The sequence below is a fragment of the Pseudomonas marginalis genome, from assembly GCF_001645105.1.
GTDB classification, from domain to species: domain Bacteria; phylum Pseudomonadota; class Gammaproteobacteria; order Pseudomonadales; family Pseudomonadaceae; genus Aquipseudomonas; species Aquipseudomonas petroselini.
This window is the reverse complement of the sequence record NZ_LKEG01000026.1, coordinates 649-24,281: the sequence shown is the minus strand read 5'-3', so window position 1 is coordinate 24,281 and position 23,633 is coordinate 649. Positions and strand designations below refer to the sequence as shown.

Sequence of the window (23,633 nt, the reverse complement as noted above, 5' to 3'; positions counted from 1 at the left end):
TCGAACATTCAGCCCATGGAGTTACCCAGTGAAGTACGTCAGTAAAGTGGTTGCAGCAGCAGTTCTCGGTTTCGCGCTTGCAGGCTGCACCGGCACCGCCATCAAATCCCCGCAATACGACAGCAGCCAATACACCGTGCTCGGACACGGCGAAGGCAGCGCCACCGGCATCATGTTGTTCGGGGTTATCCCGATCGGCCAGAACAGCCGTTTTGTCCGCGCCCAGGATGCAGCCATCAAGGCAAAAGGCGGCGACGCACTGATCAATACCCAAGTGCAGGAAAACTGGTTCTGGGCTTGGGTGTTGAGTGGCTATACCACCAAGATTTCGGGTGATGTGATCAAGCTGAAAACCGCGCAGTAAATCCCACGGGATTTAACCTGAGCAAGCGACGTATCATGGGCTGAACTCTCGAGGACGGCCCATGAACCTTAGTATTCTGTATGCCCTCGCGGCCGCCGCCCTGTTCGGCGCCAGCATCCCGCTCGCCAAAAGTTTCGGCCTCGGTCTCTCGCCCGTACTGCTCGCCGGCCTGCTCTATCTGGGCAGCGGCATCGGTCTCGCCGGCGTGCGCCTTATCCGCGATCGCGGCTGGAAACCCACCGGCCTGACCGCATCCGAATGGCCCTGGCTGATCGGCGCCATCACCTTTGGCGGCATCCTCGGGCCCGTGGCCTTGATGTTCGGCTTGACCCGCACCGCCGGCGCAACCGCCTCGCTGATGCTTAACCTTGAATCGGTGTTGACCGCCGTTATCGCCTGGGTGGTGTTTAGAGAAAACGCAGACCGCCGCCTAATCCTCGGGATGATCGCGATAGTCATGGGCGGTTTAGTGTTGTCATGGTCCGACGGCGGCGGCGCCACCCACGACTGGACCGGCCCGTTTGCAGTGGCCGTGGCATGCTTGTGCTGGGGGATTGATAACAACCTGACGCGCAAGGTTTCAGCGTCGGACGCGTTGTTTATCGCAGGGGCCAAAGGGCTGATTGCCGGGGTGGTGAATTGCAGCCTGGCGCTTTATCTAGGCGCGCAGATACCGGCTGTGGCGCAGTTGGCGCCTATCTTGTTGGTGGGGTTTCTAGGGTATGGCATCAGCCTGGTCATGTTTGTGCTGGCGCTGCGTGGGCTGGGCAGTGCGCGCACCGGTGCCTACTTCTCCACGGCGCCGTTCTTGGGCGCCGTGGTGGCCCTGCTGGCGTTCGGGGAGTCGGTGACCGTCGCGTTCTGGATTGCGTCGGCGCTGATGGCCGTGGGGGTTTGGCTGCACCTGACGGAGCGGCATGCCCATGAACATCTGCATGAGGCGACGGAGCACGGGCACCGACATGTGCATGATGAACACCATCAGCATGAGCATCACTTTGAATGGGATCCGGCGGAGCCGCATAGTCATGTGCATGTGCATAGCGCGATGAGGCATAGCCATGCGCATTTTCCGGATGTGCATCATCGGCATAGGCATTGAGGGCGACAGCGAGTCGCCCGTATTGCTGGGAGGATTATTTTTCCATAAGAAGCAAGCTGATACACATGACGGTAATAGATGTGAAACCAATCAGCGTCGGCATGACCATCCAGTACTTGAGATGCCGTGGGATTTTTTCGACGTCCTCAACTCGTACTAAACGCCTCCATTGGAGCACTTTGGGCATAAGAATAATGAGCGCCATGGCAACTAGCCGCTGAGGCCTTCCATCAAAGGGTGCATGACGGAAAATATCCCTGTGCACAACGATGTAAGCGCTGCACTCCACATAGCGCTCTGCTGCGTCGAGTTTTTTGAACATGGCACAAAAAAAGAGTGGGAAGCTTAATATCATGACCAACCCAGCGCACATGCCGATATATTCAAAGAGCATTTAATCCCCCACAGTCCTATAGAGAAATTTCCCCGCGCTTTCTCCCAAAACGCTTCCGGACTTACCTCCAGCAAGTCCACCTGCGGCACCGCCGACGATGGCGCATGCCAACGCTCCGGCACCTGCTGTGGGTATGCCAAAAACAATCATGCAGGCGGCTACACCTATAGGAGCCCCAAACACCCCGCCCGCGGATGCCCCCCCAACGCCTAGCACCAATTTGCCTCCCTCAACATACTTCGCCTGCGTACACTCTTGCTCACGCCCAGTGGAACACGCCTCCGTTATCTCCAGCGCTGTGGCACCAACGTCCAGCGCTATACCAATGTAAGTTCCCTTCTTCAAAATCTGCGAAGCCTTGGCTACACGCCTGACCCGTTCCTCATACCCTCGAATCTCTCCATGGTGCCAGTAGCTCCTACTGGAAATGCCGAGCATTTTTTTAATCGACCCTTCGTTTTTCAACCCCGTACCCAAGCGCGCCATACCCGAGACTTGGCTATCCAGCCTTGCAAACAGCGCTCTGCGCTTAACCAGAAACGCTTCCCTAGCCCCCGAGGTTCCCCTCCTCAAGTACTGCTTGTGCAAATCGTCGATGTCCATAAGGGTCTTCTCGACTTGCGCCAAGTGCTTGCTCCAGGCAGTGCTGGCGCTTCCGATGCCGAGGGAGGTATAGGACAAGATGGCTTGTAACTGATCATAGTTTTTGATCAGGAATTGATCAGTTGCTGAGTGCGCCAACAGGGCAAGTTTTATATTCTGCGCCGAGCGCATCAGCCATGCCTCTTCAGCGGTGCAAGAGGCGGTTCGGTTATCCCCGATGATCACCAATTGCCCAGGCAAAACAACGGTGTTGCGGATGTGCTGGTTGAGGGTGTCGAATTTGGTTTGTGTATGGGGATTCAGCGAAAGGCTGAGTTTGAGCAGTGGATAGGGCCGCGGTCGCTCATTGATAAATGCGTAAGGTCCCTGCATGCGTGCACCTCCAAATGACTGAGGCGCACGACTATAAGAACGAGCTACAAGCGAGGTAAGACGCGTACTGGGGTGTTTTTAGCGTTTGGGAAATGTACTACTTAAATCAGAGATCATGCCTACGATCGCAAGCACTAAAGATCAATTGCCCAAGACTACTGGTCAGAGAGGCGCTCGTATGGCTCAAGCGCCAAACCCTACACGTGCTGACCGAGAGCTCGAGCGCGTTATTCAATAGCCATGTATGTCTCCTGCCTTGGCCTGATTGGATAGTTTCAGCCAATCAATGACTTCCTTGTCGAGGCTCCTCATGTCACTTACTCGCACCGCTCGCGTTTTCCTGTATTTCCTGTTGCTCAGCACTGTCTGGCCCAGCCACGCCAGAGACCTGGCCGAGGGACTTACCGAACAGTCACCTTCCGCGGCCCTTGAAAATAAAGACCACCGTTACCCGCAATGGACCGGCATTGGCTCACTGAAAAACGCCTTAGGCCAGACCTGCAATGCCGTTCTACTCGACACTCGTGATCACCGGGGTAAGGCCATCGGCCCGGCTTATGTGCTGACCAGCGGGCACTGCGTGTTCTTCAGCTACGGTACAGCGCGACTGCGTCAGGCGATCACCGCCGATGTCACCTTCAATTACTTTCATGACACGCCCGAACGGCATGTCACCTACGCCGTCAAGACAGCACACTGGAGCAGCATGGCGGGTACCGATTTGGCCGTGCTCGAACTGGATACGTCACTGGCCGTGCTGGTGACCAACGCAATCATGCCACTCAAGCTGGCATCTCAGCGTCAGGCGACAGATCGAGAAGTGATCAACGTGGGAGCGCCAACCGGTTTTCTGAAAAAGGGACTACGCATGAGTGCCTGCGTGGAGTCGACCATCAACAATTTTGCCGAACATCCCGGCGTGTTCCCCAGCGCCTTGCGCAACCGCTGCAATGGTCTGCGCCCAGGCAGCTCCGGCAGTCCAATGCTGGACCGGAACACCAATGAAATCACCAGCATCATCAGCAAGGTCGCGTCTGCCATTCAGAGGGACATTCTCAACAGCTGCCAGAACAACTCGGCGTGCGAAGCCGCGAAATTCAACTACAGCTATCCCGCCAACGACTTGTACTACTGCTTTGTAGACGGTGTTTTCCGTAACGACACCCTGACCTGCCAGCTCAAGGCCGTTGAAATCACGCTGGACGAGCCGTGGAACCTGAAACCCTATGTGCATTTACAACGTGACGCCGCCGACCAAGTTATCCGTCCGACGTGGAACCTGAGGTTCTCGATCCAGGAACCGTTCTACCGATTCAAGGCCGTGAATGACATCAGCGATTGCGCACGCACGCATGGCTACCAGGTCGCTGTCGCCTCTGACGAGGCCTACATCAACCTGCCCATCGGCCCAGTGCTGGGGTCGCATGTGCTGTGCATACTCGGCGTGCAAAAGGCCGAACAACCGCTGACCGTACCGCTGCTGCGCAATGTATTCACCCATTCAGTATTCCTGACCAACCCAGCCCCGGCACCGCAGCTCAAACACCGCTACCACATCACCTGGGAAAACCAGCACAGCAGTTTCAGCCGGCATTACTACTACAGCGTGAACTCGGCGATCAGCACCCCCTGTGGCGATATTGACGACGAACGCTACACCCTGGCCCTGGACGGCATTTTCCTCGATATAGCAGAGCTGCCGATCACGTTATGCAGCTATGCACGCAACAACACCGGGCAACCATCGGCCATTCGCACAGACGTGATCGAAGGCGCAACGGTTCGCTCGCAGCGTCATGCCAGGTGAGGCAGCACGCTATTTTCAGCTACTTTTGATGACTCGAGTCCTGTCACGAACGGGGGACAGACGGGGGTACGCTGCGAGATCGCTGGCAAAAAAAATCCCGCAGAGTGGTTAACTCGCGGGATTTTTTCAAGAATGTGGCGGTGAAGGAGAGATTCGAACTCTCGATACAATTTCTTGTATACACACTTTCCAGGCGTGCTCCTTAAGCCACTCGGACACTTCACCGTATCTCGTCAAACCAGTTCAGTCTGTCGAGGCGCGCTAATGTAGTCGAAAGCCTTTCTGATGGCAAAGGTTTTTTTCAGAATATTCATGCGGTTAGCAGGTTGTGCCGCTCAATGCCCGGCAAGGGGCAGTGATTGTGCCATTCTCAGGCATTGGCGGTGTGTGTCTGGGACGGCGATTGCGCCCTGCCCCCGGCATTTGGACGCCCTGCGCAGGGGAAAACCCTGACTGGCCAGTCAGTCACAGCGCTTTACCGGGGCGGGCGTGGTGGGTAACGTCTGCTGCATACTTCTATAACAAGTCCTACAAGGAACCGCGTCATGAGTGAGTTGATTGCCTACCACCTCGAAGACGGTATCGCGACCCTGACCTTGAGCAACGGCAAGGTGAATGCCATTTCTCCGGCGGTGGTCAGTGCGTTTAATGAAGCGCTGGACCAGGCCGAGAAGGACCGGGCGGTGGTGGTGATCACCGGCACGCCGGGAATTCTGTCGGGTGGTTATGATTTGAAGGTGATGACCGCCGGCCCTAAAGAGGCGATCGGCCTGGTGACGTCGGGTTCGACGTTGGCGCGTCGTTTGTTGTCGCACCCGTTCCCGGTGATTGTGGCGTGCCCTGGGCATGCGGTGGCCAAGGGCGCCTTTTTGCTGCTATCGGCGGATTATCGGATTGGGGTGGAAGGCCCGTTCAGCATTGGCCTGAACGAGGTGGCGATCGGCATGACCATGCACCACGCCGGTATCGAGTTGGCGCGGGATCGTTTGCGTAAGTCAGCCTTCCACCGCTCGGTGATCAATGCCGAGATGTTTGACCCGCAGGGCGCGTTGCAAGCGGGCTTCCTCGACAAGGTGGTGGCACCGGAGGAGTTGCATGCCGCCGCGCTGGAAGCCGCGCGTCAGTTGAAGAAGCTCAATATGAACGCCCACAAACACACCAAGTTGAAGGTGCGTAAAGAACTGTTGGAAGCCTTGGATGACGCCATTATTCAGGACCAGGGGCATATTCTGAGTTAAGCCCTACGCCTGATACGTCAAAGCCCGGCCCAGAGTCGGGCTTTTTCTTACACACACTTTCGCAACACCTTCAGCCCCTCTAGCGTGCCCGTGTCGGCAGATGTTGAAACATGCTCTTAAACATCGCCTATCTCCTACCTCTACCGGGGTAATTGCCGAATACAGTGCACAACCGTACACTGCGCCACCTTTTGTCCCGATGGACCGTGTCGATGCTTTTTCTGTTGCGTATGTTGTTGATGGGCCTGCACTTTATGCTCGCTGGCGTGCTGGGTGTGCTGGTCGGTCTGTGCCGGCCATTCAACCCGGACAACAGCCGCCTGTGTGCTCGCCTCTACGCGTTGCCGGCCATGTGGATCCTGCGGCTGAAGGTGAAGGCCGATGTGGACTCGCTGCGCAACAAGCCTGGCACCTGCGTGATCATCGCCAACCATCAGTCCAACTATGACCTGTTTGTGTTCGGCAACGTGGTGCCCCACCGCACGGTGTGTATCGCCAAGAAAAGCCTGAAATGGGTGCCGCTGTTCGGCCAGTTGTTCTGGCTGGCGGGCAATGTGCTGATCGACCGGGGCAATGCGCACAAGGCACGCCGCGCGATGCTCACCACCACCCGAACCTTGCAGCACGAAGACACGTCGATCTGGGTGTTTCCGGAAGGCACACGCAACCTGGGCAAAGGTTTACTGCCGTTCAAGAAGGGCGCGTTCCATATGGCGATTGCGGCCGGGGTGCCCATCGTGCAGGTGTGCGTCAGCAATTACGTCACGCACATGCAGCTCAATCGCTGGAACAGTGGTGATGTGATCATACGTTCGTTGCCGCCAATTCCTACAATTGGCCTGACTTCGGATGACATCCCGGCGTTGATGCAGGCTTGCCATGCGCAGATGGCGGCGTGTATTGAGGCGATGGATCGCGAAGTGCGGGCTGGTTGAAGACTGCCAAAGGCGCTTCGCACCCCAGCGCGAGCAAGCTCGCTCACTACAAAAGCTTGCAGAAACGACGGCTACGACGGAACGCCATTCAGGCTAAGCTGCCCAACACGTGTCCTCCCAATAAGAAGTGATCAGCACCATGGGTAGAGTTGTTGCGGCCGCCGTCTACAGCGCCGGTAAGAAAGTCACTGATATCACCCTTGATGAAGGCGCGGCCTGGGCCGCCAAACCCGGCCACTTTGTGTGGATCGGCCTGGAAGAACCCGACGCACAGGAACTGGCCAACCTACAACGCCAGTTCAACCTGCATGAACTGGCCATCGAAGACGCCCTGGAAAAACACAGCCGCCCCAAGCTGGAAACCTTTGGCGACGCGCTGTTTATCGTCACCTATTCACCGGTGCGCGAGAACGGCAAGCTGGAGTTTATCGAGACCCATATCTTTGCCGGCAACGGCTACATCATCACCGCACGCAACGGTCATTCCGCGTCCTACGGCTTTGTGCGCCAGCGCTGTGAGGCGCGGCCGCTGTTGCTGGAGCATGGGGAAGATTTCGTACTCTATGCGCTGCTGGATTTCGTCACCGAAAACTACCAACCGGTGAGCGAAGCGATCCATGCCGAGATCGATGAGCTGGAGCGCAATGTGCTGTGCAGTTCGCTGAGTGAACGCGACATCCAGAAGATCCATGGCCTGCGTCGCGATGTGCTGCGGCTCAAGCGCTATGTGGCGCCGATGGTGGAGATCAGTCAGGAGCTGCAGAAACTCAACTTCCCGTTTATCGACAAGAACATGCGCCCGTATTTCCGCGATGTGCAGATTCACGTGACGCGGCAGATGGAAGACCTCACCACTCTGCGCGATATTGCCAGCCAGACCATCGAAATCGGCGTGCTACTCGAGGCCTCGCGCCAGAGCGTGGTGCAGCGCAAGTTCGCCGCGTGGGCGGCGATCCTGGCGTTCCCCACCGCGGTGGCGGGGATTTATGGGATGAACTTCCAGAACATGCCCGAGCTGCAATGGCACTACGGCTATTTTGCGGTGCTCGGGTTGATTGCGACCGGTTGCACCGGCTTGTGGGCGAGTTTCAAGCGTTCGGGTTGGCTTTAAACCCGGGCCTCGGGTTTGTGCGCCACAAAACGCATCATCCATTCCGCCACAGTCGCCCCGTGGTGGTCGCGCTCCAGGCTGGCCACGCCGTTTGTGTAGATCTTTTCGCCCAGGGTTGTCTGAAGAATTTCCAGCAACTCGCGGGAATAGTCGTGGATAAATTCCGGGTGGCCCTGGAAGCACAGCACCTGGTAGCCGATGTGGTACGCCGCAAACGGGCAAAAAGCGCTCGACGCAACGACCGTAGCATTTTCCGGCAGTGTGGTGACCTGGTCCTGGTGGCTGATCAATAGCGTCAGCTCTTCCACTTCAGGGCTCATCCACGGCGCCTTGGCATCGAGCTTATAGTCGTGGATGCCAATGCCCCAACCCTGGCTCGCGCGTTCAGCCTTGCCGCCCAGCAGCAGCGCCAGCAATTGGTGACCGAAGCAGATACCGAGCAGCTTGTCGCCGCGCTCGTAACGTTCGAGCAGATAGGTCTTGAGGGTCTGGATCCACGGGTCAGTGCCGAAGGAATCGGCCTTGCTGCCGGTCACTAGGTACGCGTCGAACACTTCGTCGTCGGAGGGGTATTCACCGTTCACTACGTTATAGACGACAAACTCGGCGGGGATCGGCTGCTTGGAGAACAGGCGCTTGAACATCTGCCCGTACCCTTGGTATTGATCGATCAAGCCTGGACGCAGGATATCGGTTTCCAGGATACAGACGCGTAGCGACATAAAAAATACCTGACACGGTGATGGGAATATTGCACACCCCAGAGCCTGCCTTGAAATACCCCTTCAAGGCAAGCCCCCGCTCGATCACCGGAACACTTCACCGCGTGCCGCTTTATCCAACAACAATGTCGGCGGTGCGAACCGTTCGCCATATTGCTCGGCCAGGTAACGAGCGCGGGCGACAAAGTCGTTCAACCCATATTGGTTGATGAACTGCAGAGCGCCGCCGCTCCAGGCCGCGAAACCGATGCCGAAAATAGACCCCACGTTCGCGTCTGCCGTGGACATCAACACCCCCTCCTCCACACAGCGCACGGTCTCGATGGCCTGGATAAACAGCAGGCGGTCGCGCACATCCTGTGGCGAGATGCGTTGGTCGGGCCGTTCAAAGCGGCTTTTCAACTCTGGCCACAGGTACTTTTGCCCACCGCTGGGGTATTCATAGAAACCGCCCCCCGCCGCCTTGCCTACGCGCTTGTATTCGTTGACCAGCAGATCGATCACCGCCGTCGCCGGATGTGTCGGCACGGCCTTGCCTTCTGCCAGCAGATCCTTGGACGTCTGCTGTCGGATATGGCTCATCAGGCTGAGGGAGACTTCATCCGACACCGCCAACGGCCCCACCGGCATGCCGGCCTTGCGGGCTTCGGTCTCGATCATCGGCGCGGCCACGCCTTCGCCGAGCATGGCGATGCCTTCATTGGTGAAGGTACCGAACACCCGCGAGGAGAAGAAGCCACGACGGTCGTTGACCACGATCGGAGTTTTCTTGATTTGCAGTACGAAATCGAACCCTCGGGCCAGGGTTTCGTCGCTGGTGTGGGTACCCTTGATGATTTCCACCAAGGGCATCTTGTCCACCGGGCTGAAGAAGTGCAGGCCGATGAACTTGGCCTGATCCGGCACCGCCGTGGCCAAACCGCTGATCGGCAAGGTGGACGTGTTGGAGGCGATCACGGCCTCGGCGCCGACCACGCTTTGCGCAGCAGCCGAGACCTTGGCCTTGAGTTCGCGGTCTTCGAACACCGCCTCGATGATCAGGTCGCAACCCGCCAAGTCGGCATCGGAGGCCGTAGGATGAATGCGCGCCAAGGTGGCTTCACGCTGTTGCGCCGTCAACTGACCACGGCTGACCTTCTTGTCCAGCAGCGCCACCGAATGCGCCTTGCCCTTCTCGGCGGCGGCCAGGTTGACGTCCTTGAGTACCACGTCGATGCCTGCGCTGGCGCTGACATAAGCGATCCCCGCCCCCATCATCCCCGCACCCAGCACGCCGACTTTACGTGTGACATAGGGTGCAAACCCTTGCGGCCGTGAACGGCCGGCGTTGATCTCGTTGAGCTGGAACCAGAAAGTGCCGATCATGTTTTTCGCCACCTGCCCGGTCACCAACTCGGTGAAATAACGGGTTTCGATCAGGTGTGCGGTGTCGAAGTCCACTTGGGCGCCTTCGACGGCAGCGCAGAGGATTTTCTCCGGGGCGGGGAAACAGCCCTGGGTTTTACTGCGCAAAATCGATGGCGCGATCGCCAGCATCTGGGCAACTTTCGGGCTCGACGGCGTACCGCCGGGGATCTGGTAGGCTTTGTTGTCCCACGGCTGTTTGGCGTCCGGATTGGCCAGGATCCAGGCGCGTGACTTGGCCAGCAACTGTTCGCGGTCCGCCGCCAGCTCATTGACCAGACCGGCTTGCAGTGCCTGTTGCGGCCGCACTTTCTTGCCTTCGAGCAAATACGGCAAGGCCTTTTCCAGCCCCAGCAAACGCACCATGCGCACCACCCCACCGCCACCCGGCAGCAGGCCCAGGGTGACTTCCGGCAGGCCAAGCTGCACCGATTTGTCGTCCAGCACGACACGGTAATGGCACGCCAGGCAAATCTCCCAGCCGCCTCCCAGCGCCGCGCCATTGATGGCGGCCACCACGGGCTTGCCGAGGGTTTCCAGGCGCCGCAGCTGTGCCTTCAACACCAACACGCTGTCGTAAAATGCCTTGGCGTGAGCCGTGTCGACCTTGATCAGTTCATTCAGGTCGCCACCCGCAAAAAATGTCTTCTTGGCCGAAGTGATGACCACCCCGGCAAGGCCGTCTTTTTCCGCCTCCAGGCGTTCGACCGTGGCCGCCATGGCCTCGCGGTACACGCTGTTCATGGTGTTGGCGCTCTGGCCGGGCATGTCGAGGGTCAGCACGACGATGCCGTCCTGGCCTTTTTCGTAACGAATGGCTTGGGTCATGACAGATTCCTTGGGCTCAGAGGCGTTCGATAATGGTGGCGATGCCCATGCCACCGCCGACACACAACGTGGCCAGGCCGTAGCGCTGCTGGCGCACGTCCAGTTCGTCGAGCAGGGTGCCGAGGATCGCGCAGCCGGTGGCGCCCAGCGGATGGCCCATGGCGATAGAGCCGCCGTTCACGTTGACCCGTGCCGCGTCGATGCGCATGTCCTTGATGAACTTGAGCACCACCGAGGCAAACGCTTCGTTGACCTCGAACAGGTCGATGTCTTCAACGCGCAACCCAGCCTTGGCCAGGGCCTTGCGCGTGGCAGGCGCGGGGCCGGTGAGCATGATGGTCGGGTCAGTGCTGGTGACCGCCGTGGCGACAATACGCGCCCGGGGCTGCAGGCCAAGTTCGCGGCCCTTGGCCTCGGAGCCGATCAACATCAATGCGGCGCCATCGACGATGCCGGAGCTGTTGCCCGGCGTGTGTACGTGGTTGATGCGCTCCACATGGCTGTAGACCCGCAGCGCAGTGGCATCGAAGCCCATCTGCCCGATCATTTCGAAGCTGGGCTTGAGCTTGCCAAGGCCTTCGAGGGTGGAGTCGCCGCGAATAAATTCGTCATGGTCGAGCAGCACAATGCCGTTCTGGTCCTGCACCGCAATCAGCGACGTGTTGAAGGAACCGTCTGCACATGCCCTGGCCGCTTTCTGTTGTGAATGCAGGGCAAAGGCGTCGACGTCCTGGCGGGTGAACCCCTCGAGGGTAGCGATCAGGTCCGCGCCGATGCCCTGTGGGGTGAAGTGGCTGTGCAGATTGGTCTGCGGGTCGAGCACCCAGGCGCCTCCGTCACTGCCCATGGGCACGCGGGACATGGATTCGACGCCACCGACCACCACGAGATCTTCGAAGCCGGAGCGCACCTTCATCGCGCCCAGGTTGACCGCTTCCAGGCCAGAAGCGCAGAAGCGGTTGATCTGGACGCCTGCGACGCTGACGTCCCAATCGGCCACCAGGGCGGCGGTCTTGGCGATGTCGGCACCCTGGTCGCCCACCGGGGTCACGCAACCGAGCACGATGTCGTCCACTTGTTGGGTGTCGAGGTCGCTGCGTCGGGCCAGGGCGGTGAGCAAACCGGCTACCAGGTTAACCGGTTTGACGCTGTGCAAGGCGCCGTCCGACTTGCCTTTGCCACGGGGCGTACGTATCGCATCAAAGATCAAAGCTTGGGTCATGATGTCCTCGAACCGATGTGCAGGTGTGCCTCCACCTTAGGCCCGATTGACACGGTTTCAATGACGGATGCGCTCATTGCTGTTGACCCCCTCGCTCGGACGAACGGTAGCCTCCTAAGGTAATTACCTGATTAATCGTTTTAGCTGTCTAGCCAAGGCATTGGCGCCAAGATGGCGTTATGCCTCATGCCTTTTTAAGCTGAAATGCTGATTAGCTGATATGAAATGGGTCTAAGCCAAGAAGAACGAGGGCTCTAAGGTTGAATCAGTAAGAAGTTGCTGCCGGGTTTTGCTGGAGCAGCTGTAAGAAAAGTGACACGTCATCTCGCCATACTGAAATAAAACCGGCACGTATTTGACGCTCAGGAATAACAACAAAAGGCAGTCAGCCATGTTTAAACATTCGAAAGTACGTCAGGCGGGACTCATTCTGTTCGCCACCACACTGATTTTGATCTTGCCCAACTTAACCAAGGTTATTGGGTGACCCCTCCACGGCCCCATTCCGTGCAATCACAGCACAGGGTTTGCAGCTTTTGGCAGCGCCTGCCGGGACATTGCGCATAGCGGTCCTGCAGGGGCTGTCTTTTTGCGCGCCGATTTCCGGTATCGTGAGCCCAATCGCCACGTTGATTCGAGCCTGCATCTTGAAAGCTATCCTTGCCCTCCTCGCCTTGCTGATCGGCCTTCCCGCTTCAGCCGCGCAATTGACCGTCGAACTCGACCACACCCGCAAGACCTGGCAGACCGCCGACCTGCTCAAGCACCCGCAAGCGCAAACGGTGCAGATCGTTGATGACGTGTCCTACAAGCGCACCATGACCTATCGTGCAGTGCCGCTGGCGGTGCTCCTACCGGGTTTGAAACCTGAGAGCCACCTGCAAGCCGTTGCCCTCGATGGATTCGCCGCCGAACTCACGGCTGCGCCGCTGCTGGAAAACCACGGTGCACGCGCCTGGCTCGCGGTGGAGGACCCCGCCCAGCCATGGCCCGCACTGGCGGATGGCAAACCGAGTGCCGGGCCGTTCTACCTGGTGTGGACCGATCCACAGGCCGGGTCTATCAGCCCGGAGCAGTGGCCGTTCCAGATCTCCGGGATAAAGCAGTTGAAGACCGTGGCGGAGCGTTTTCCGGCGTTGTTGCCCGACCCGACGCTGGCGCCCAATGACCCGATCAACCAGGGCTTTGCGCTGTTCCAGAAAAACTGCCTGGCCTGTCACCGCCTCAATGGCGCCGGTGATGCACAGGTGGGGCCGGACCTGAATGTCCCCTATAACCCCACCGAGTATTTTGGCGGTTATTTCCTCAAGCGCTATATCCGTGACCCGCAGAGCCTGCGGCATTGGCCACAGGCGAAGATGCCGGCATTCGCCGCCAGCGTGTTGCCGGACAATGAGCTGGATTTATTGGTTGAGTATCTAAAGCACATGGCCGCGCGCAAACAGCCCTTGTAGTGAGCGGGCTTGCCCCGCGCTGGGCGGCGAAGCAGCCCTGATCCAGGCGCCTCGGCAATACCTGATGCACCGCATTCTGCTTGATTAGGGCCGCTTCGCAGCCCAGCGCGGGGCAAGCCCGCTCACTACAAGCCACAAAACCGCTGGCAGACCCACGATCAGGCTATTGCTGCTGGACGGAAATCACCGGCGTCGGCGCCACGAACACCTTCGCGTGCATCTGCTCATGACCGCCGCCGCGACGCATGCCGCGCACCGGGCAGGCATCCAGGTAATCCAACCCTACCGCCAGTTTCAAATGCCGCTCCGGGCGGGCCAGCTGGTTGGTCACGTCAAAGCTGTACCAAGCGTCATCCAGCCAGGCTTCGGCCCAGGCATGGCTGGCCAGGTGCGTGCTGTCCTCGGAATACAAATACCCCGACACATACCGCGCAGGGATGCCCAGGCTGCGTGCGCAGGCCAAAAACGCGTGGGTGTGGTCCTGGCACACGCCCGCACGGCCGGCGAAAGCCTGGGCGGCGCAGGTGTCGACTTCGGTCGCGCCCGGCGTGTAGACCATCGCTTGGTTAAGTGCATGCATCAGGTCGATCAACGCCGTGCGATCGCGACGTTGATGGCAATGCTGGTCGGCAAAGCCGCGCAGCGCTTCATCGGGCTCGGTCAGGCGGGTGCAGCGCAGGAACGGGAATGGCGATTGGCTCTCGTGTTCGGCCTCGCGCAGTTCGTCGATGTCCACTTGGCCACGCGCTCCGATGATGATGGCGTCGTGGGGTTCATCCAGGGTCAGCACATGCAGGATGTTGCCGAACGGGTCCACCTGGGCACGCACCGGACGCGGGAGGTCGAGTTGCCAACTGAGCACATGCTGGCGCTCGCTGTCATGGGGCGTCAGGCGCAGGTACTGGATGCTGGCGCGCACTTGGTCTTCGTAGTGGTAAGTGGTTTCGTGGCTGATGGAGAGTCTCATGCGGCCTCCAGGTAGGAACTGTAGATGGCGTCGCCCAATTGGCGGACCAAGGGGATAAAGTCGGTCAGCCAGGCATGCAGGCCTTCCTCAAGGATTTCATCAATGGCGGTAAAGCGCAGGCGCGCATCCATCTCGGCGGCCAGGCGCTGGGCCGGGCGGCCGTTGATGCCGGGCAGGCTGGCCAGGATCTGGTCAATCTCTTCGCTGCAGGCACGCAGTGAGCGCGGCACATCGGCGCGCAGCAGCAGCAACTCAGCGACTTGCCGGGCGCCGGGCGCATCGCGATAAATCTCAGTGTAGGCCTCGAACGACGACAAGGCCCGCAGCAAAGCACTCCATTGATAGTAGGCATGCGCAGTGCCATCGGTGACGGCTTCGGCCTGGTCACCGGCCATTTCATAGCGTGCGTCCAGCAAGCGCAGCGTGTTGTCGGCGCGTTCGATAAACGTGCCGAGGCGAATAAAGCGGAAGGCATCGTTGCGCATGATGGTGCCGTAGGTGGCGCCCCGGAACAGATGGGAACGCTCCTTGACCCACTCACAGAACCGACTCATGCCATAACGGCTCAGGCCCTGCTGGGCGATATCACGGATATCCAACCAGGTAGCGTTGATGTTTTCCCACATGTCGGCGGTAATTCGCCCACGCACCGCATGGGCGCTGGCCCGCGCGGCGCCGAGACAACTGTAGATACTGGCCGGGTTGGCCGCATCCAGAGCAAAGAAGTGCAGCAGGCGTTCAGCGTGCAATTCACCGTGACGTGCGTGGTAATCCTCCAGGGTGCCGGTGATCAACAGCGGCATGGCCAGTTCATGCAGGCCATCACCGCGCCCATCCTGGGGCATCAGCGACAGCGAATAGCTGACGTCGAGCATGCGCGCGAGGTTCTCCGCGCGTTCAAGGTAGCGCGACATCCAGTACAAATCCGAGGCAGTTCTACTCAACATGGCATCAGTCCTCGACCACCCACGTGTCTTTGGTGCCGCCACCCTGGGACGAGTTGACCACCAGCGAGCCTTCGCGCAATGCAACGCGGGTCAAGCCGCCGGGGACCACACGGGTTTCCTTGCCGGACAACACGAACGGGCGCAGGTCGATATGGCGGGGCGCAATGCCGTTTTCGACAAACGTCGGGCAGGTGGATAAACACAGGGTCGGCTGGGCGATATAGGCGTGGGGCTTGGCCTTGATACGGGCACGGAAGGCTTCGATTTCCGCTGCGGTGGACGCCGGGCCCACCAGCATGCCGTAGCCGCCGGAGCCTTGGGTTTCCTTCACGACCAGGTCGGGCAGGTTGGCCAATACGTGGGAAAGTTCGTCGGGCTTACGGCACTGGAAGGTCGGAACATTCTTCAGGATCGGTTCTTCATCCAGGTAAAAACGGATCATCTCGGTGACGAAGGGGTACACCGACTTGTCATCCGCCACCCCGGTGCCGATAGCATTGGCCAGCACCACATTGCCGGAGCGGTAGGCCGCGAGCAGGCCGGGCACGCCGAGCATGGAGTCCGGGTTGAAGGCCAAGGGGTCGAGGAAGGCGTCATCAAGGCGACGGTAGATCACGTCCACGGCCTTGGGGCCATCGGTGGTGCGCATGAAGACGCGGTCATCGCGCACGAACAGGTCGGCGCCTTCCACCAGTTCCACGCCCATTTCACGGGCCAGAAAGGCATGTTCAAAGAACGCGCTGTTGAAGCGGCCCGGGGTCAATACCACCACGCTGGGGTTGTCCAGGGGGCTGGAGCTTTTCAGGGTATCCAGCAGCAGGTTGGGGTAGTGATCGATGGGCGCGATGCGTTGGGCGGCGAACAGTTCGGGGAACAGGCGCATCATCATCTTGCGGTCTTCGAGCATGTAGCTGACGCCGCTCGGTGTACGCAGGTTGTCTTCCAGCACGTAGTACGTGCCGTCGCCATCGCGTACGAGGTCGACCCCGGAGATGTGGGAATACAGGTCGCGGTGCAGGTCCAGGCCTTGCATGGCCAGTTGGTATTGCTCGTTGGCCAGCACCTGTTCGGCGGGGATGATCCCGGCCTTGATGATGCGTTGTTCGTGATACAGGTCGGCGAGAAACATATTAAGCGCCTTGACCCGCTGGATGCAGCCGCGCTCGACAATCCGCCATTCGCTGGCGGGGATGCTGCGTGGGATGGTGTCAAAGGGGATCAGGCGCTCGGTGCCCTGCTCGTCCCCGTAGAGCGTGAAGGTGATCCCTGCGCGGTGGAACAGCAAATCGGCTTCGCGCCGGCGTTGCGCCAGCAGTTCAGCAGGCGTGTCGGCCAACCAGCGGGCGAACTCGCGGTAATGAGGCCGGACCTGCCCTGCCCCATCGTACATCTCATCGTAATAAGTGCGGATCATGCCGAACTCCTTGTCACCCGGACGCAAGAACCATCGCAAGGCCCGTGCCAGCGGCATAAACACTTAAAAATCAGTGAGTTAAATAAACATAAAAATCTGACCGCACCGTCCTGGTGCGCAGAATGCCCGGTGCACAGCCCCACGCTTCATCGCAATGCGGGCTTTGACTATCAACAGCATAGCCAGAGTTGATTTCACTGCCCGGCCAAGCCTGCGGATAATCACAACCATCTGCTGAACAGGATGCGTCCTACAGGTTCAGCCCACCGCTCTTCCCTTTAGGCCACCCTCTCTGGGTGGCTTTTTTTTGGTGCAGAAAAGTGGGCTACAAGTTCCGAGTAGTTTTCCTACAGCACAAACAAAATCGGCCGACCCAAAGGTCAGCCGATACGCTGTGGTTCTCATACTGCTAACTGCTACATGGGTAACCCACGCACCTCCTGCTTCACGCCCCATCCCTCGATGATCCCGCCCAGCGGCTCGACCACCGCCTCAAAGTCTTGCTCGAAGTCTCCTATGCCGTCGTAGGTAGCGAACATGATTTTGCTCAGTTCCAGGTACCAGGCGCCATCGTCGCGCGCACTGACCTGGGCATTCAGGGATTCCCCGCGAAACTCACCCGCAGCCCTGCGCGCCCGTTCCTCATCCGGGAAAATGGCGTAGAACTCGATGGGGTGAAAACGCGAAAAGTCGAAGCCGCCCTCTTTCATGCGGCGCAGAACGTTGGTGCTGATATCTTCTTGATAGGCTGTGCTCATGAAAAGTGCTCCTCAAATTGATGGATAGACTTTCCGTGCTTCCCGAAGCCCACGCCGTACTGGCGTGGGGACTACGGCAATAACATCACCGCTGGAAAACAAGCATGTAGCTGACAAGACCAGACCTTAGCGATTCATTCGCTGATCTCATTTGCAGAGTAGCGCGAAGCTATCACCTCCACCAGAGGCGCTTTAAGGGTGGACAGGGAATATTCAGGCGGCAGGAGAGATGTCGAGGATCTGGATACTGTTCTGGTCTTTGAGGATCTTGACCGTAGGCTCGGGCTTGCGGCCCTCCAGGTCGTTGAGGTCCAGTTCGGCGGCAACGGGCACCAGTTTGTTGCGAATCATGTGTGCCGCATCTTCGAGGCTGGGCTTCTGGTCACAGGTGAACTGTTCAACGGACTGCACGCCGTGATCATCAACGAAGGTAATCTGCCACTTTTGCATCGGTGCCTCCTCGATAAAACCCGTGTGTGGGCTTACCTCTATCTGGACCTTGGGGGCTTGGCAAACGTTCCACCCAAGGTCGGAGACACCCGATCAACTGCGCTTATTTTTCAGCGTGTTCTTTCAAGGCTTTCAAGGTGTTGAACGGCGCGTCCACCACAAATTTGTTGGCCAACCACGAAGGCACGCTGCCACCTGGTTCGGTGTGCACCTGGTAAGTGACTTCGGTCTGGTTGTCGCCCTTTGGCACCAGTTTCCAGAAACCGTCGACCTGAGCCACGCGGACGTAGCCTTTTTCTTCAGGCTTGTAGGTCGGGACACCTTCGAGTTTACGCGTCAGCGTGCCGTCGGCGGCCTTGGTCGTGGTGATATGCAGGTAGGAATCGCGATCGGTCACGGGGAACGGGGCTTTGAATTGGGTGTAGGTCCAGCTCTCGTCACCTTTCTTATCGACCAGCTTCTGGGACTTGCACTCGTGAATCCATTTACAGGCACCGGCCACGTCTTCCTGCAAGGCGACGATTTTTGCCAAAGGCGCCTTGATCGTGGTCACACCGCGATACGCCTTGTACTTGGAGCCGGCCACTTCGCTCAGGGACACCTTGATACCGTCTTCATCCTTGGCGACTTGCCAATCCTCAGCCTGGGCAGTGGCAGCAAACAACACCGTAAAACCGCACAGCACAGCCATTCGTTTCAGCGAACCCATTGTTGTATTCCTTATTGTCGAAGTTCCGAAAAAAGTTCCGATAGTAAAGCCCATCAAGCCGCCGTCATCTGCTCCCACCAGCCGATCAAGCGAATCGCATCGGCCTGGTCGGTGCCGCAGACCTCAATATCCGCCTTGAAATCGCTGCACACCGCCGGTCGCTCCGGTTGCCCGAACAGCAGGCATAGCTGTTCGACCGACAGGTGCAGGCAGCGTTCGCCGGCCGGTTTGCCTTGTGGCATGCCCGGTAATGGCGAACTGATGGAGGGGGCGATGCAGCAAGCGCCACAGCCTTCACGGCAATTCATGACCAGCAGGTCCTCGACGACTCAATGTGGATGGCCGGGCTAGAGTACGCCCTAAAACAGCCGTTTTAAAATGGTCTAACAGGGGTTTTTCGCAGAAAACAAAAGTGACTGACCAGTCTGCGACAGATGGTCGAAGGGACACGTCACGTCTGGGGGAAAAGTTTACTGCTTGAATTCGAAATCCAGCGCTGCACCTTCCACATCGCGCCGCTCTTCATTGCGCAATTGCAGCCTCATCTCATTGCTGAGCAGGCGGCCGTTGATCTGGAATGCACTGTTGTCGGTGGGCTTCTCGCCGAACATCGGCGGCAGCAGGGGCACGCTCTTGGGCTTGGGCATGGTGCCGATGGGCTGCAAGTGCCTGACCATGTCCGAAGGCAGTGACAGGTCCAACTGTGCAGGGGGCAATTGCGTCTGGGCCACTTCACGGGAGGCCTTGGATTTGCTCGCAGCACGTTTTTTGGCAGTGGCCGCGTTCTTCTTCGCAGCGGGCGCTTTTTTGGCCGGCGCCGGTTTTTTCGCAGGGGTCTTCTGTTCAGAGCTCGCAGCAGGCTTGGTTTCGCTCACAGGGGCCGCCGCCAGCGCTGTGCTGACGTTGCACAGGCTTAACAGGCCAATTACCAGAACAGCGCGAAAAATCTGAGTCATATTGCCTACAGCATTAACGGCAGAGGGCCATATGCTCGCTTGTTGTGCACGGCATGACAAGCGTGGTGATCAGCCCACTGTCGGAGTTGTCCCTTTTTTGCGCCTCAGAGGCCGGCTGCAGTTTCCTGGCATAACTGGCTGGCCAGCATCCCCAGGGTCATCAGCGCCCGCTCTGCCTCGCGGTTCCACGGCGTACCGCAGTTAAGGCGAATGCAGTGGTTGAACTGTTCTGTGTTGCTGAAAATCAACCCTGGCGCAATGCTAATGCCCTGTTGCAGGGCACGCACGTGCAGTTCCTGGGTATTGACCCGTCCGGGCAAACTGACCCACAGGATAAAACCGCCGGTCGGGCGAGTCATCTGCGTGCCTTCGGGGAAATACTGCTGCACCGCCAGTTGGAAAGCGCTGAGGTTCTTGCGGTATTCCTGACGGATGTAGCGCAGGTGCCGGTCGTAGCCGCCATTCTCAAGATAAGCGGCAACGCCCATCTGCGTGACACTGCATGCGGAGTGGGTGCTGAACATCTGCAGGCGCTGGATTTCCTGCTGGTACTTGCCGGCGATCATCCAGCCTATGCGCACGCCGGGGGACAATGTCTTGGAAAAACTCGAGCAATAGATCACCCGGTCCAGGCGGTCATAGGCTTTCAGGGCCTTGGTGCGGCCGAGCTCGAACATCAGTTCGCCGTAGATATCGTCCTCGACAATCTGGATATCGAAATCCGAGGCCAGGCGCAGTAACTGTTTTTGCCGTTCTTCGGGCATGGTGCCGCCGAGCGGGTTGCTCAGGCGCGTGGTCAATACCAGCGCCTTGATCGACCATTGGTTCGCCGCCAGTTGCAGGGCTTCCAGGCTCATGCCGGTGGACGGGTCGCTGGGAATCTCGATGACTTTGAGGCCCAGCAGATCGGCCAGCTGCAGCAGGCCGTAATACGTCGGCGACTCAGCGGCAATCAGGTCGCCCGGCCGCGTCAACACCCGCAGTGACATCTGTAAGGCATCGACGCAACCGTGGGTGATCACCACTTCGGAAGGATCCACCACCACACCCGCATCGCGCATGCGGATCGCCACCTGACGGCGCAGCGGTTCGAAACCGGGGCTGAACATATAGCTGAAGGCCCGAGGGCTCTGAAAGCGCGTGACCTTGGCCAACTGCTGGTGCAATGCCCGTACCGGCAGGTAATCCACGCTCGGCACCGCGGCGCCCAACGGGAACACCCCTTCGCGGCGGGATTCGCCCAACACTTGCTGAATGATGCTGCTGCGGGTGACCAACCCCGGCCGCTCGACCCGCGCGATGTCCGGCGTGGGGGCCGTGAGCGCGGGTGTCTGATGCACGTAATAACCGGACTGCGGACGTGCCCGGATCAGCCCCTGGTCTTCCAGGTTGGCGTAGGCCTGCAACACCGTGGCGTGGCTCACGTTGAGCTGGGAGCTCATCTTGCGCACCGAAGGCACGCGCTCCCCCGGTTGATAGACACCGCGCCGGATATCCTCAGCCAGTTGCTGGGCGATACGTTGGTAAAGCAACAGATTGGTCATGACGCAGCACTCGATTTCACGGGTATTTTATTTTTGTGTGAAACATACCGGCACAGTTTAGAAGTGTACGGGGACAGTTGCCACAATAGTCGAGCGCGGGCGGGAGTGACAGTAAAAACTGTAGGGCGGGTGACTGGGATTTCAGGTGCACATAAAAAATGTGGGAGGGGGTTTGCCCCCTCCCACATTTTTGATCTGCGCCAGGCTTCTAGCGGGCGGCGCCCAACTGGCCTTTAGCGTCGGAGAACACAATTTCCACCCGACGGTTCTGCGCCCTGCCCCGCTCGGAGGCATTCGCTTCGACCGGGTACTGGTCGCCATAACCCTCGACCTGGATGCGTTTTTCGTCGATCCCCAGGTCTACCAGTACATCGGCCACCGACTGTGCGCGGTCGCGAGACAGTTTGAGGTTTTCCCGCTCACCGCCGGTGTTGTCGGCATACCCCTCGATGCGCACCACACGCTTGGGGTTCAGTTGCAGGAACTGTACGATTTTCAGCACAGTGCGGTTGGCCGAGTTTTTCAGCTCCGCCTCACCGGTGTCGAACAGCACGTCACCCAGGGTCATCACCAGGCCGCGATCGGTCTGGGTGGTGGCCAGGCTGGCGATCTGTTCTTCGAGCCACTTACCTTGCTGCTGCACGCTGATCAGCTTGCTTTCACGCAGCGCCAGCTGCAGGCGCTGGCGTTCCAGCTCGAGCTTGGCGCCGCGCTCTTCGTTGAGCGCCTGTTCGGTGTGTTCGCGCGCAATGGCGCTGTAGCGCTGGCTCAGGTAGGCGTAATGCACCACGTCGGCGCCGCTGCCCCAGTAGCTGGACAAGCGATCGGCGCGGGCCAGGGACTCGCCAGCACGGATCACATCCTTGGGCGCGATGCGTAACACATTGGCGTCTTCCTTGACCTTCTGGAAGTCACTGCCCGCCTGCTGCAAGGCCTGCTCGCCATTGGGGTGGCTGGCGCAACCGCCCAGCACCGCACTGCCCAACAACACGGCACAGCCCAAACCACGGATCATCGGGCTCATTGGGCCTCCCCCAGTTGCAATTGCTTGCGCAGACGGGTGATGCGGGTGTTAAGCACGTTCAGTTGTTCCTGGCTCTTGCGGGTCAGCACTTGGGCTTCGGCCAGGCGCGCGTCCAGCTCGGCCTGTTCGGCCTGCATGCGTGCGTCCTTGTAGGATTGATCAGCCATATCGGCCTTGGCCTGGGCGAATTTGTCTTCGGCCAGTTTCAGTTCGGGTGATTCATCGGCACTGGCACCCACGGCGCCGGCTTGTTCCAAGGCTTGCTGGGTGAGGCGTATTTGTTCATTCGGCGCAGGATCGGCTGCACATCCCGCCAGAGCGACAACGGCGAGGGCCGCGAAAAGAGGTCGAAGAGTCACTGAAAATCCCTACTTTGTTGGGGTGCCGACGGGTTGCTGCAATTGTGCTTTCCAGCGCTCCAGATTGCGCTGCAGCGCGGTTTCCGCCACACCGGACGCGGGCAATTCTGTCATCTTTTTAGCGAGCTGTCCGCGTAACCACGGATCATTGCAGGCCGAGTTGTGGGAAATCGCCAGGTACAGGCCCGGCTGATCGATGGGCACGTCGCGGGCGATCAGGTCATTGCTCATGCCCAGGCTCTGCGCCATGGCCATGCCGGAATAACGGCTCGCCAGCACATAGTCCACTTCCCCCAGCAGCAGCTTCTGGAACGCCGGCGTCAGTGAAGGCAAGCGCTGCAGGCTCAGTTGCTGGCCGGCGAAGGTCTCAAAGTCGGCGCTCAAACGTGCACGCTCCGACACTGCACCTTTGTGCCCGTGCAGGTCGGCCGCCGTGGTGTAGGCCAGCGCCGAATCCTTGCGCGTCCAGACCAGGTAGTCGAGCTGCACCAGCGCCGGGTGAATGTAGTCGAGGGTTTCCAGTTCGCCCAGGTTCAGCGGCGCATCGGCCAGGATATCCATGCGTCCGCTGCGCACTTCATCCAGGGCCAGGGAGCGTTTGCCGCCGTAGAGCAGGTCGATTTTCAACCCGAGGTCCTTGGCCACTTGCTGCAACACATCAGCGGTGGCGCCGATCAGGTGCGTGGGGTCTTGCGGGTCGCGCCAGAGCAAAGGCGGTGCGTCCGGGCTGCCGGTGATCACCAGGCGGTCGCATTTGCCGGCGGCCAGCGTCAGGCTCGGCAGCAGTGTGAGGCCCAGCAGTACGGCCCAGGGGCGCAGTTCCATGGCGAGTGTCTCCAGCAAGTCAAAAAAAAGCCCGGTCACAAGGACCGGGCTCTTTATAAGTGAAGCGACTGGATTAGACCAGCTTCTCCAACTCGGGTACGGCTTCGAACAAGTCCGCCACCAG

The 23,633-nt window shown here is 59.3% G+C and carries 24 protein-coding genes and 1 tRNA gene; 7 read left to right on the top strand and 18 right to left on the bottom strand.

The window, feature by feature from the left end:
- Positions 1-28 precede the first annotated feature (28 nt).
- Both AO064_RS05110 and AO064_RS05105 read left to right on the top strand, forming a co-directional pair.
- A complete protein-coding gene (locus AO064_RS05110) occupies positions 29-364 on the top strand; it encodes a hypothetical protein (protein WP_064052629.1) in 336 nt (111 codons plus the stop codon).
- A 61-nt stretch (positions 365-425) separates the two neighbouring features.
- Entirely contained in the window at positions 426-1,466 is a 1,041-nt protein-coding gene (locus AO064_RS05105; protein ID WP_064052628.1) for a DMT family transporter, read from the top strand.
- A 34-nt stretch (positions 1,467-1,500) separates the two neighbouring features.
- Here the strand turns inward: AO064_RS05105 and AO064_RS05100 are convergent, their stop codons facing one another.
- Together AO064_RS05100 and AO064_RS05095 are read right to left on the bottom strand one after the other, a co-directional pair.
- Complete coding sequence (locus AO064_RS05100; protein WP_064052627.1) at positions 1,501-1,860, bottom strand: hypothetical protein; 360 nt, start codon at positions 1,858-1,860, stop codon at positions 1,501-1,503.
- Positions 1,861-2,835 (bottom strand): hypothetical protein, encoded by a 975-nt coding sequence (locus tag AO064_RS05095; protein ID WP_064052626.1) that lies wholly within the window; start codon positions 2,833-2,835, stop codon positions 1,861-1,863. It lies immediately after the preceding gene.
- Between the two features lie 310 nt (positions 2,836-3,145).
- On the opposite strand from AO064_RS05095, the gene AO064_RS05090 reads away from it, so the two are divergent.
- The gene (locus tag AO064_RS05090) at positions 3,146-4,642 is read left to right on the top strand and encodes a trypsin-like serine peptidase (RefSeq protein WP_064052625.1); all 1,497 of its coding nucleotides are present in this window, start codon (positions 3,146-3,148) and stop codon (positions 4,640-4,642) included.
- Positions 4,643-4,777: 135 nt separating this feature from the next.
- Here AO064_RS05090 and AO064_RS05085 read toward each other — a convergent pair.
- A tRNA-Ser gene (locus tag AO064_RS05085) sits at positions 4,778-4,867 on the bottom strand.
- 320 nt (positions 4,868-5,187) lie between these two features.
- Here AO064_RS05085 and AO064_RS05080 point away from each other — a divergent pair.
- From AO064_RS05080 to AO064_RS05070, 3 genes are all read left to right on the top strand, one after another.
- Positions 5,188-5,880 carry a crotonase/enoyl-CoA hydratase family protein gene (locus tag AO064_RS05080; protein WP_015885385.1) on the top strand — a complete coding sequence of 231 codons (693 nt, stop codon included), beginning with the start codon at positions 5,188-5,190 and terminating at the stop codon, positions 5,878-5,880.
- 212 nt (positions 5,881-6,092) lie between these two features.
- Complete coding sequence (locus tag AO064_RS05075) at positions 6,093-6,815, top strand: lysophospholipid acyltransferase family protein (RefSeq protein ID WP_046035666.1); 723 nt, start codon at positions 6,093-6,095, stop codon at positions 6,813-6,815.
- A gap of 139 nt (positions 6,816-6,954) precedes the next feature.
- Positions 6,955-7,926 carry a magnesium and cobalt transport protein CorA gene (locus tag AO064_RS05070; protein WP_015885387.1) on the top strand — a complete coding sequence of 324 codons (972 nt, stop codon included), beginning with the start codon at positions 6,955-6,957 and terminating at the stop codon, positions 7,924-7,926.
- Here the strand turns inward: AO064_RS05070 and AO064_RS05065 are convergent.
- The 3 genes from AO064_RS05065 to AO064_RS05055 form a co-directional block, all read right to left on the bottom strand.
- Positions 7,923-8,648, bottom strand: a complete 726-nt coding sequence (locus AO064_RS05065) for an amidotransferase (RefSeq protein ID WP_064052624.1) — start codon at positions 8,646-8,648, stop codon at positions 7,923-7,925. The genes AO064_RS05070 and AO064_RS05065 overlap by 4 nt on opposite strands.
- A gap of 84 nt (positions 8,649-8,732) precedes the next feature.
- The gene (locus AO064_RS05060) at positions 8,733-10,880 is read right to left on the bottom strand and encodes a 3-hydroxyacyl-CoA dehydrogenase NAD-binding domain-containing protein (protein WP_064052623.1); all 2,148 of its coding nucleotides are present in this window, start codon (positions 10,878-10,880) and stop codon (positions 8,733-8,735) included.
- Between the two features lie 16 nt (positions 10,881-10,896).
- Complete coding sequence (locus tag AO064_RS05055; RefSeq protein WP_064052622.1) at positions 10,897-12,102, bottom strand: acetyl-CoA C-acetyltransferase; 1,206 nt, start codon at positions 12,100-12,102, stop codon at positions 10,897-10,899.
- A gap of 647 nt (positions 12,103-12,749) precedes the next feature.
- Between AO064_RS05055 and AO064_RS05045 the strand changes: the two genes are divergently transcribed.
- Complete coding sequence (locus AO064_RS05045; protein ID WP_064052620.1) at positions 12,750-13,556, top strand: cytochrome c; 807 nt, start codon at positions 12,750-12,752, stop codon at positions 13,554-13,556.
- A gap of 163 nt (positions 13,557-13,719) precedes the next feature.
- Here the strand turns inward: AO064_RS05045 and AO064_RS05040 are convergent, their stop codons facing one another.
- From AO064_RS05040 to AO064_RS04985, 12 genes are all read right to left on the bottom strand, one after another.
- On the bottom strand, positions 13,720-14,523 hold the full coding sequence (locus AO064_RS05040; protein WP_064052619.1) for a transglutaminase family protein: 804 nt from the start codon (positions 14,521-14,523) through the stop codon (positions 13,720-13,722).
- Positions 14,520-15,470, bottom strand: a complete 951-nt coding sequence (locus tag AO064_RS05035) for an alpha-E domain-containing protein (protein ID WP_015885393.1) — start codon at positions 15,468-15,470, stop codon at positions 14,520-14,522. The genes AO064_RS05040 and AO064_RS05035 overlap by 4 nt, the downstream gene beginning before the upstream one ends.
- A gap of 4 nt (positions 15,471-15,474) precedes the next feature.
- Positions 15,475-16,884 carry a circularly permuted type 2 ATP-grasp protein gene (locus tag AO064_RS05030; RefSeq protein ID WP_015885394.1) on the bottom strand — a complete coding sequence of 470 codons (1,410 nt, stop codon included), beginning with the start codon at positions 16,882-16,884 and terminating at the stop codon, positions 15,475-15,477.
- Between the two features lie 416 nt (positions 16,885-17,300).
- Entirely contained in the window at positions 17,301-17,642 is a 342-nt protein-coding gene (locus AO064_RS05025; RefSeq protein WP_015885395.1) for a ribonuclease E inhibitor RraB, read from the bottom strand.
- 213 nt (positions 17,643-17,855) lie between these two features.
- Complete coding sequence (locus tag AO064_RS05020; protein ID WP_015885396.1) at positions 17,856-18,092, bottom strand: hypothetical protein; 237 nt, start codon at positions 18,090-18,092, stop codon at positions 17,856-17,858.
- Between the two features lie 103 nt (positions 18,093-18,195).
- Complete coding sequence (locus tag AO064_RS05015; RefSeq protein WP_064052618.1) at positions 18,196-18,801, bottom strand: START domain-containing protein; 606 nt, start codon at positions 18,799-18,801, stop codon at positions 18,196-18,198.
- Positions 18,802-18,854: 53 nt separating this feature from the next.
- Positions 18,855-19,109 (bottom strand): YkgJ family cysteine cluster protein, encoded by a 255-nt coding sequence (locus AO064_RS05010; protein WP_015885398.1) that lies wholly within the window; start codon positions 19,107-19,109, stop codon positions 18,855-18,857.
- 162 nt (positions 19,110-19,271) lie between these two features.
- Complete coding sequence (locus AO064_RS05005) at positions 19,272-19,757, bottom strand: hypothetical protein (protein WP_015885399.1); 486 nt, start codon at positions 19,755-19,757, stop codon at positions 19,272-19,274.
- 104 nt (positions 19,758-19,861) lie between these two features.
- Entirely contained in the window at positions 19,862-21,301 is a 1,440-nt protein-coding gene (locus AO064_RS05000) for an aminotransferase-like domain-containing protein (RefSeq protein ID WP_015885400.1), read from the bottom strand.
- A 208-nt stretch (positions 21,302-21,509) separates the two neighbouring features.
- Positions 21,510-22,325 carry an OmpA family protein gene (locus AO064_RS04995; RefSeq protein ID WP_064052617.1) on the bottom strand — a complete coding sequence of 272 codons (816 nt, stop codon included), beginning with the start codon at positions 22,323-22,325 and terminating at the stop codon, positions 21,510-21,512.
- Positions 22,322-22,684: a DUF4398 domain-containing protein gene (locus AO064_RS04990; RefSeq protein ID WP_015885402.1), complete on the bottom strand. Its 363-nt coding sequence runs from the start codon at positions 22,682-22,684 to the stop codon at positions 22,322-22,324. The genes AO064_RS04995 and AO064_RS04990 overlap by 4 nt, the downstream gene beginning before the upstream one ends.
- 9 nt (positions 22,685-22,693) lie before the next feature.
- Positions 22,694-23,509 (bottom strand): substrate-binding periplasmic protein, encoded by an 816-nt coding sequence (locus AO064_RS04985; protein ID WP_064052616.1) that lies wholly within the window; start codon positions 23,507-23,509, stop codon positions 22,694-22,696.
- Positions 23,510-23,633 lie beyond the last annotated feature (124 nt).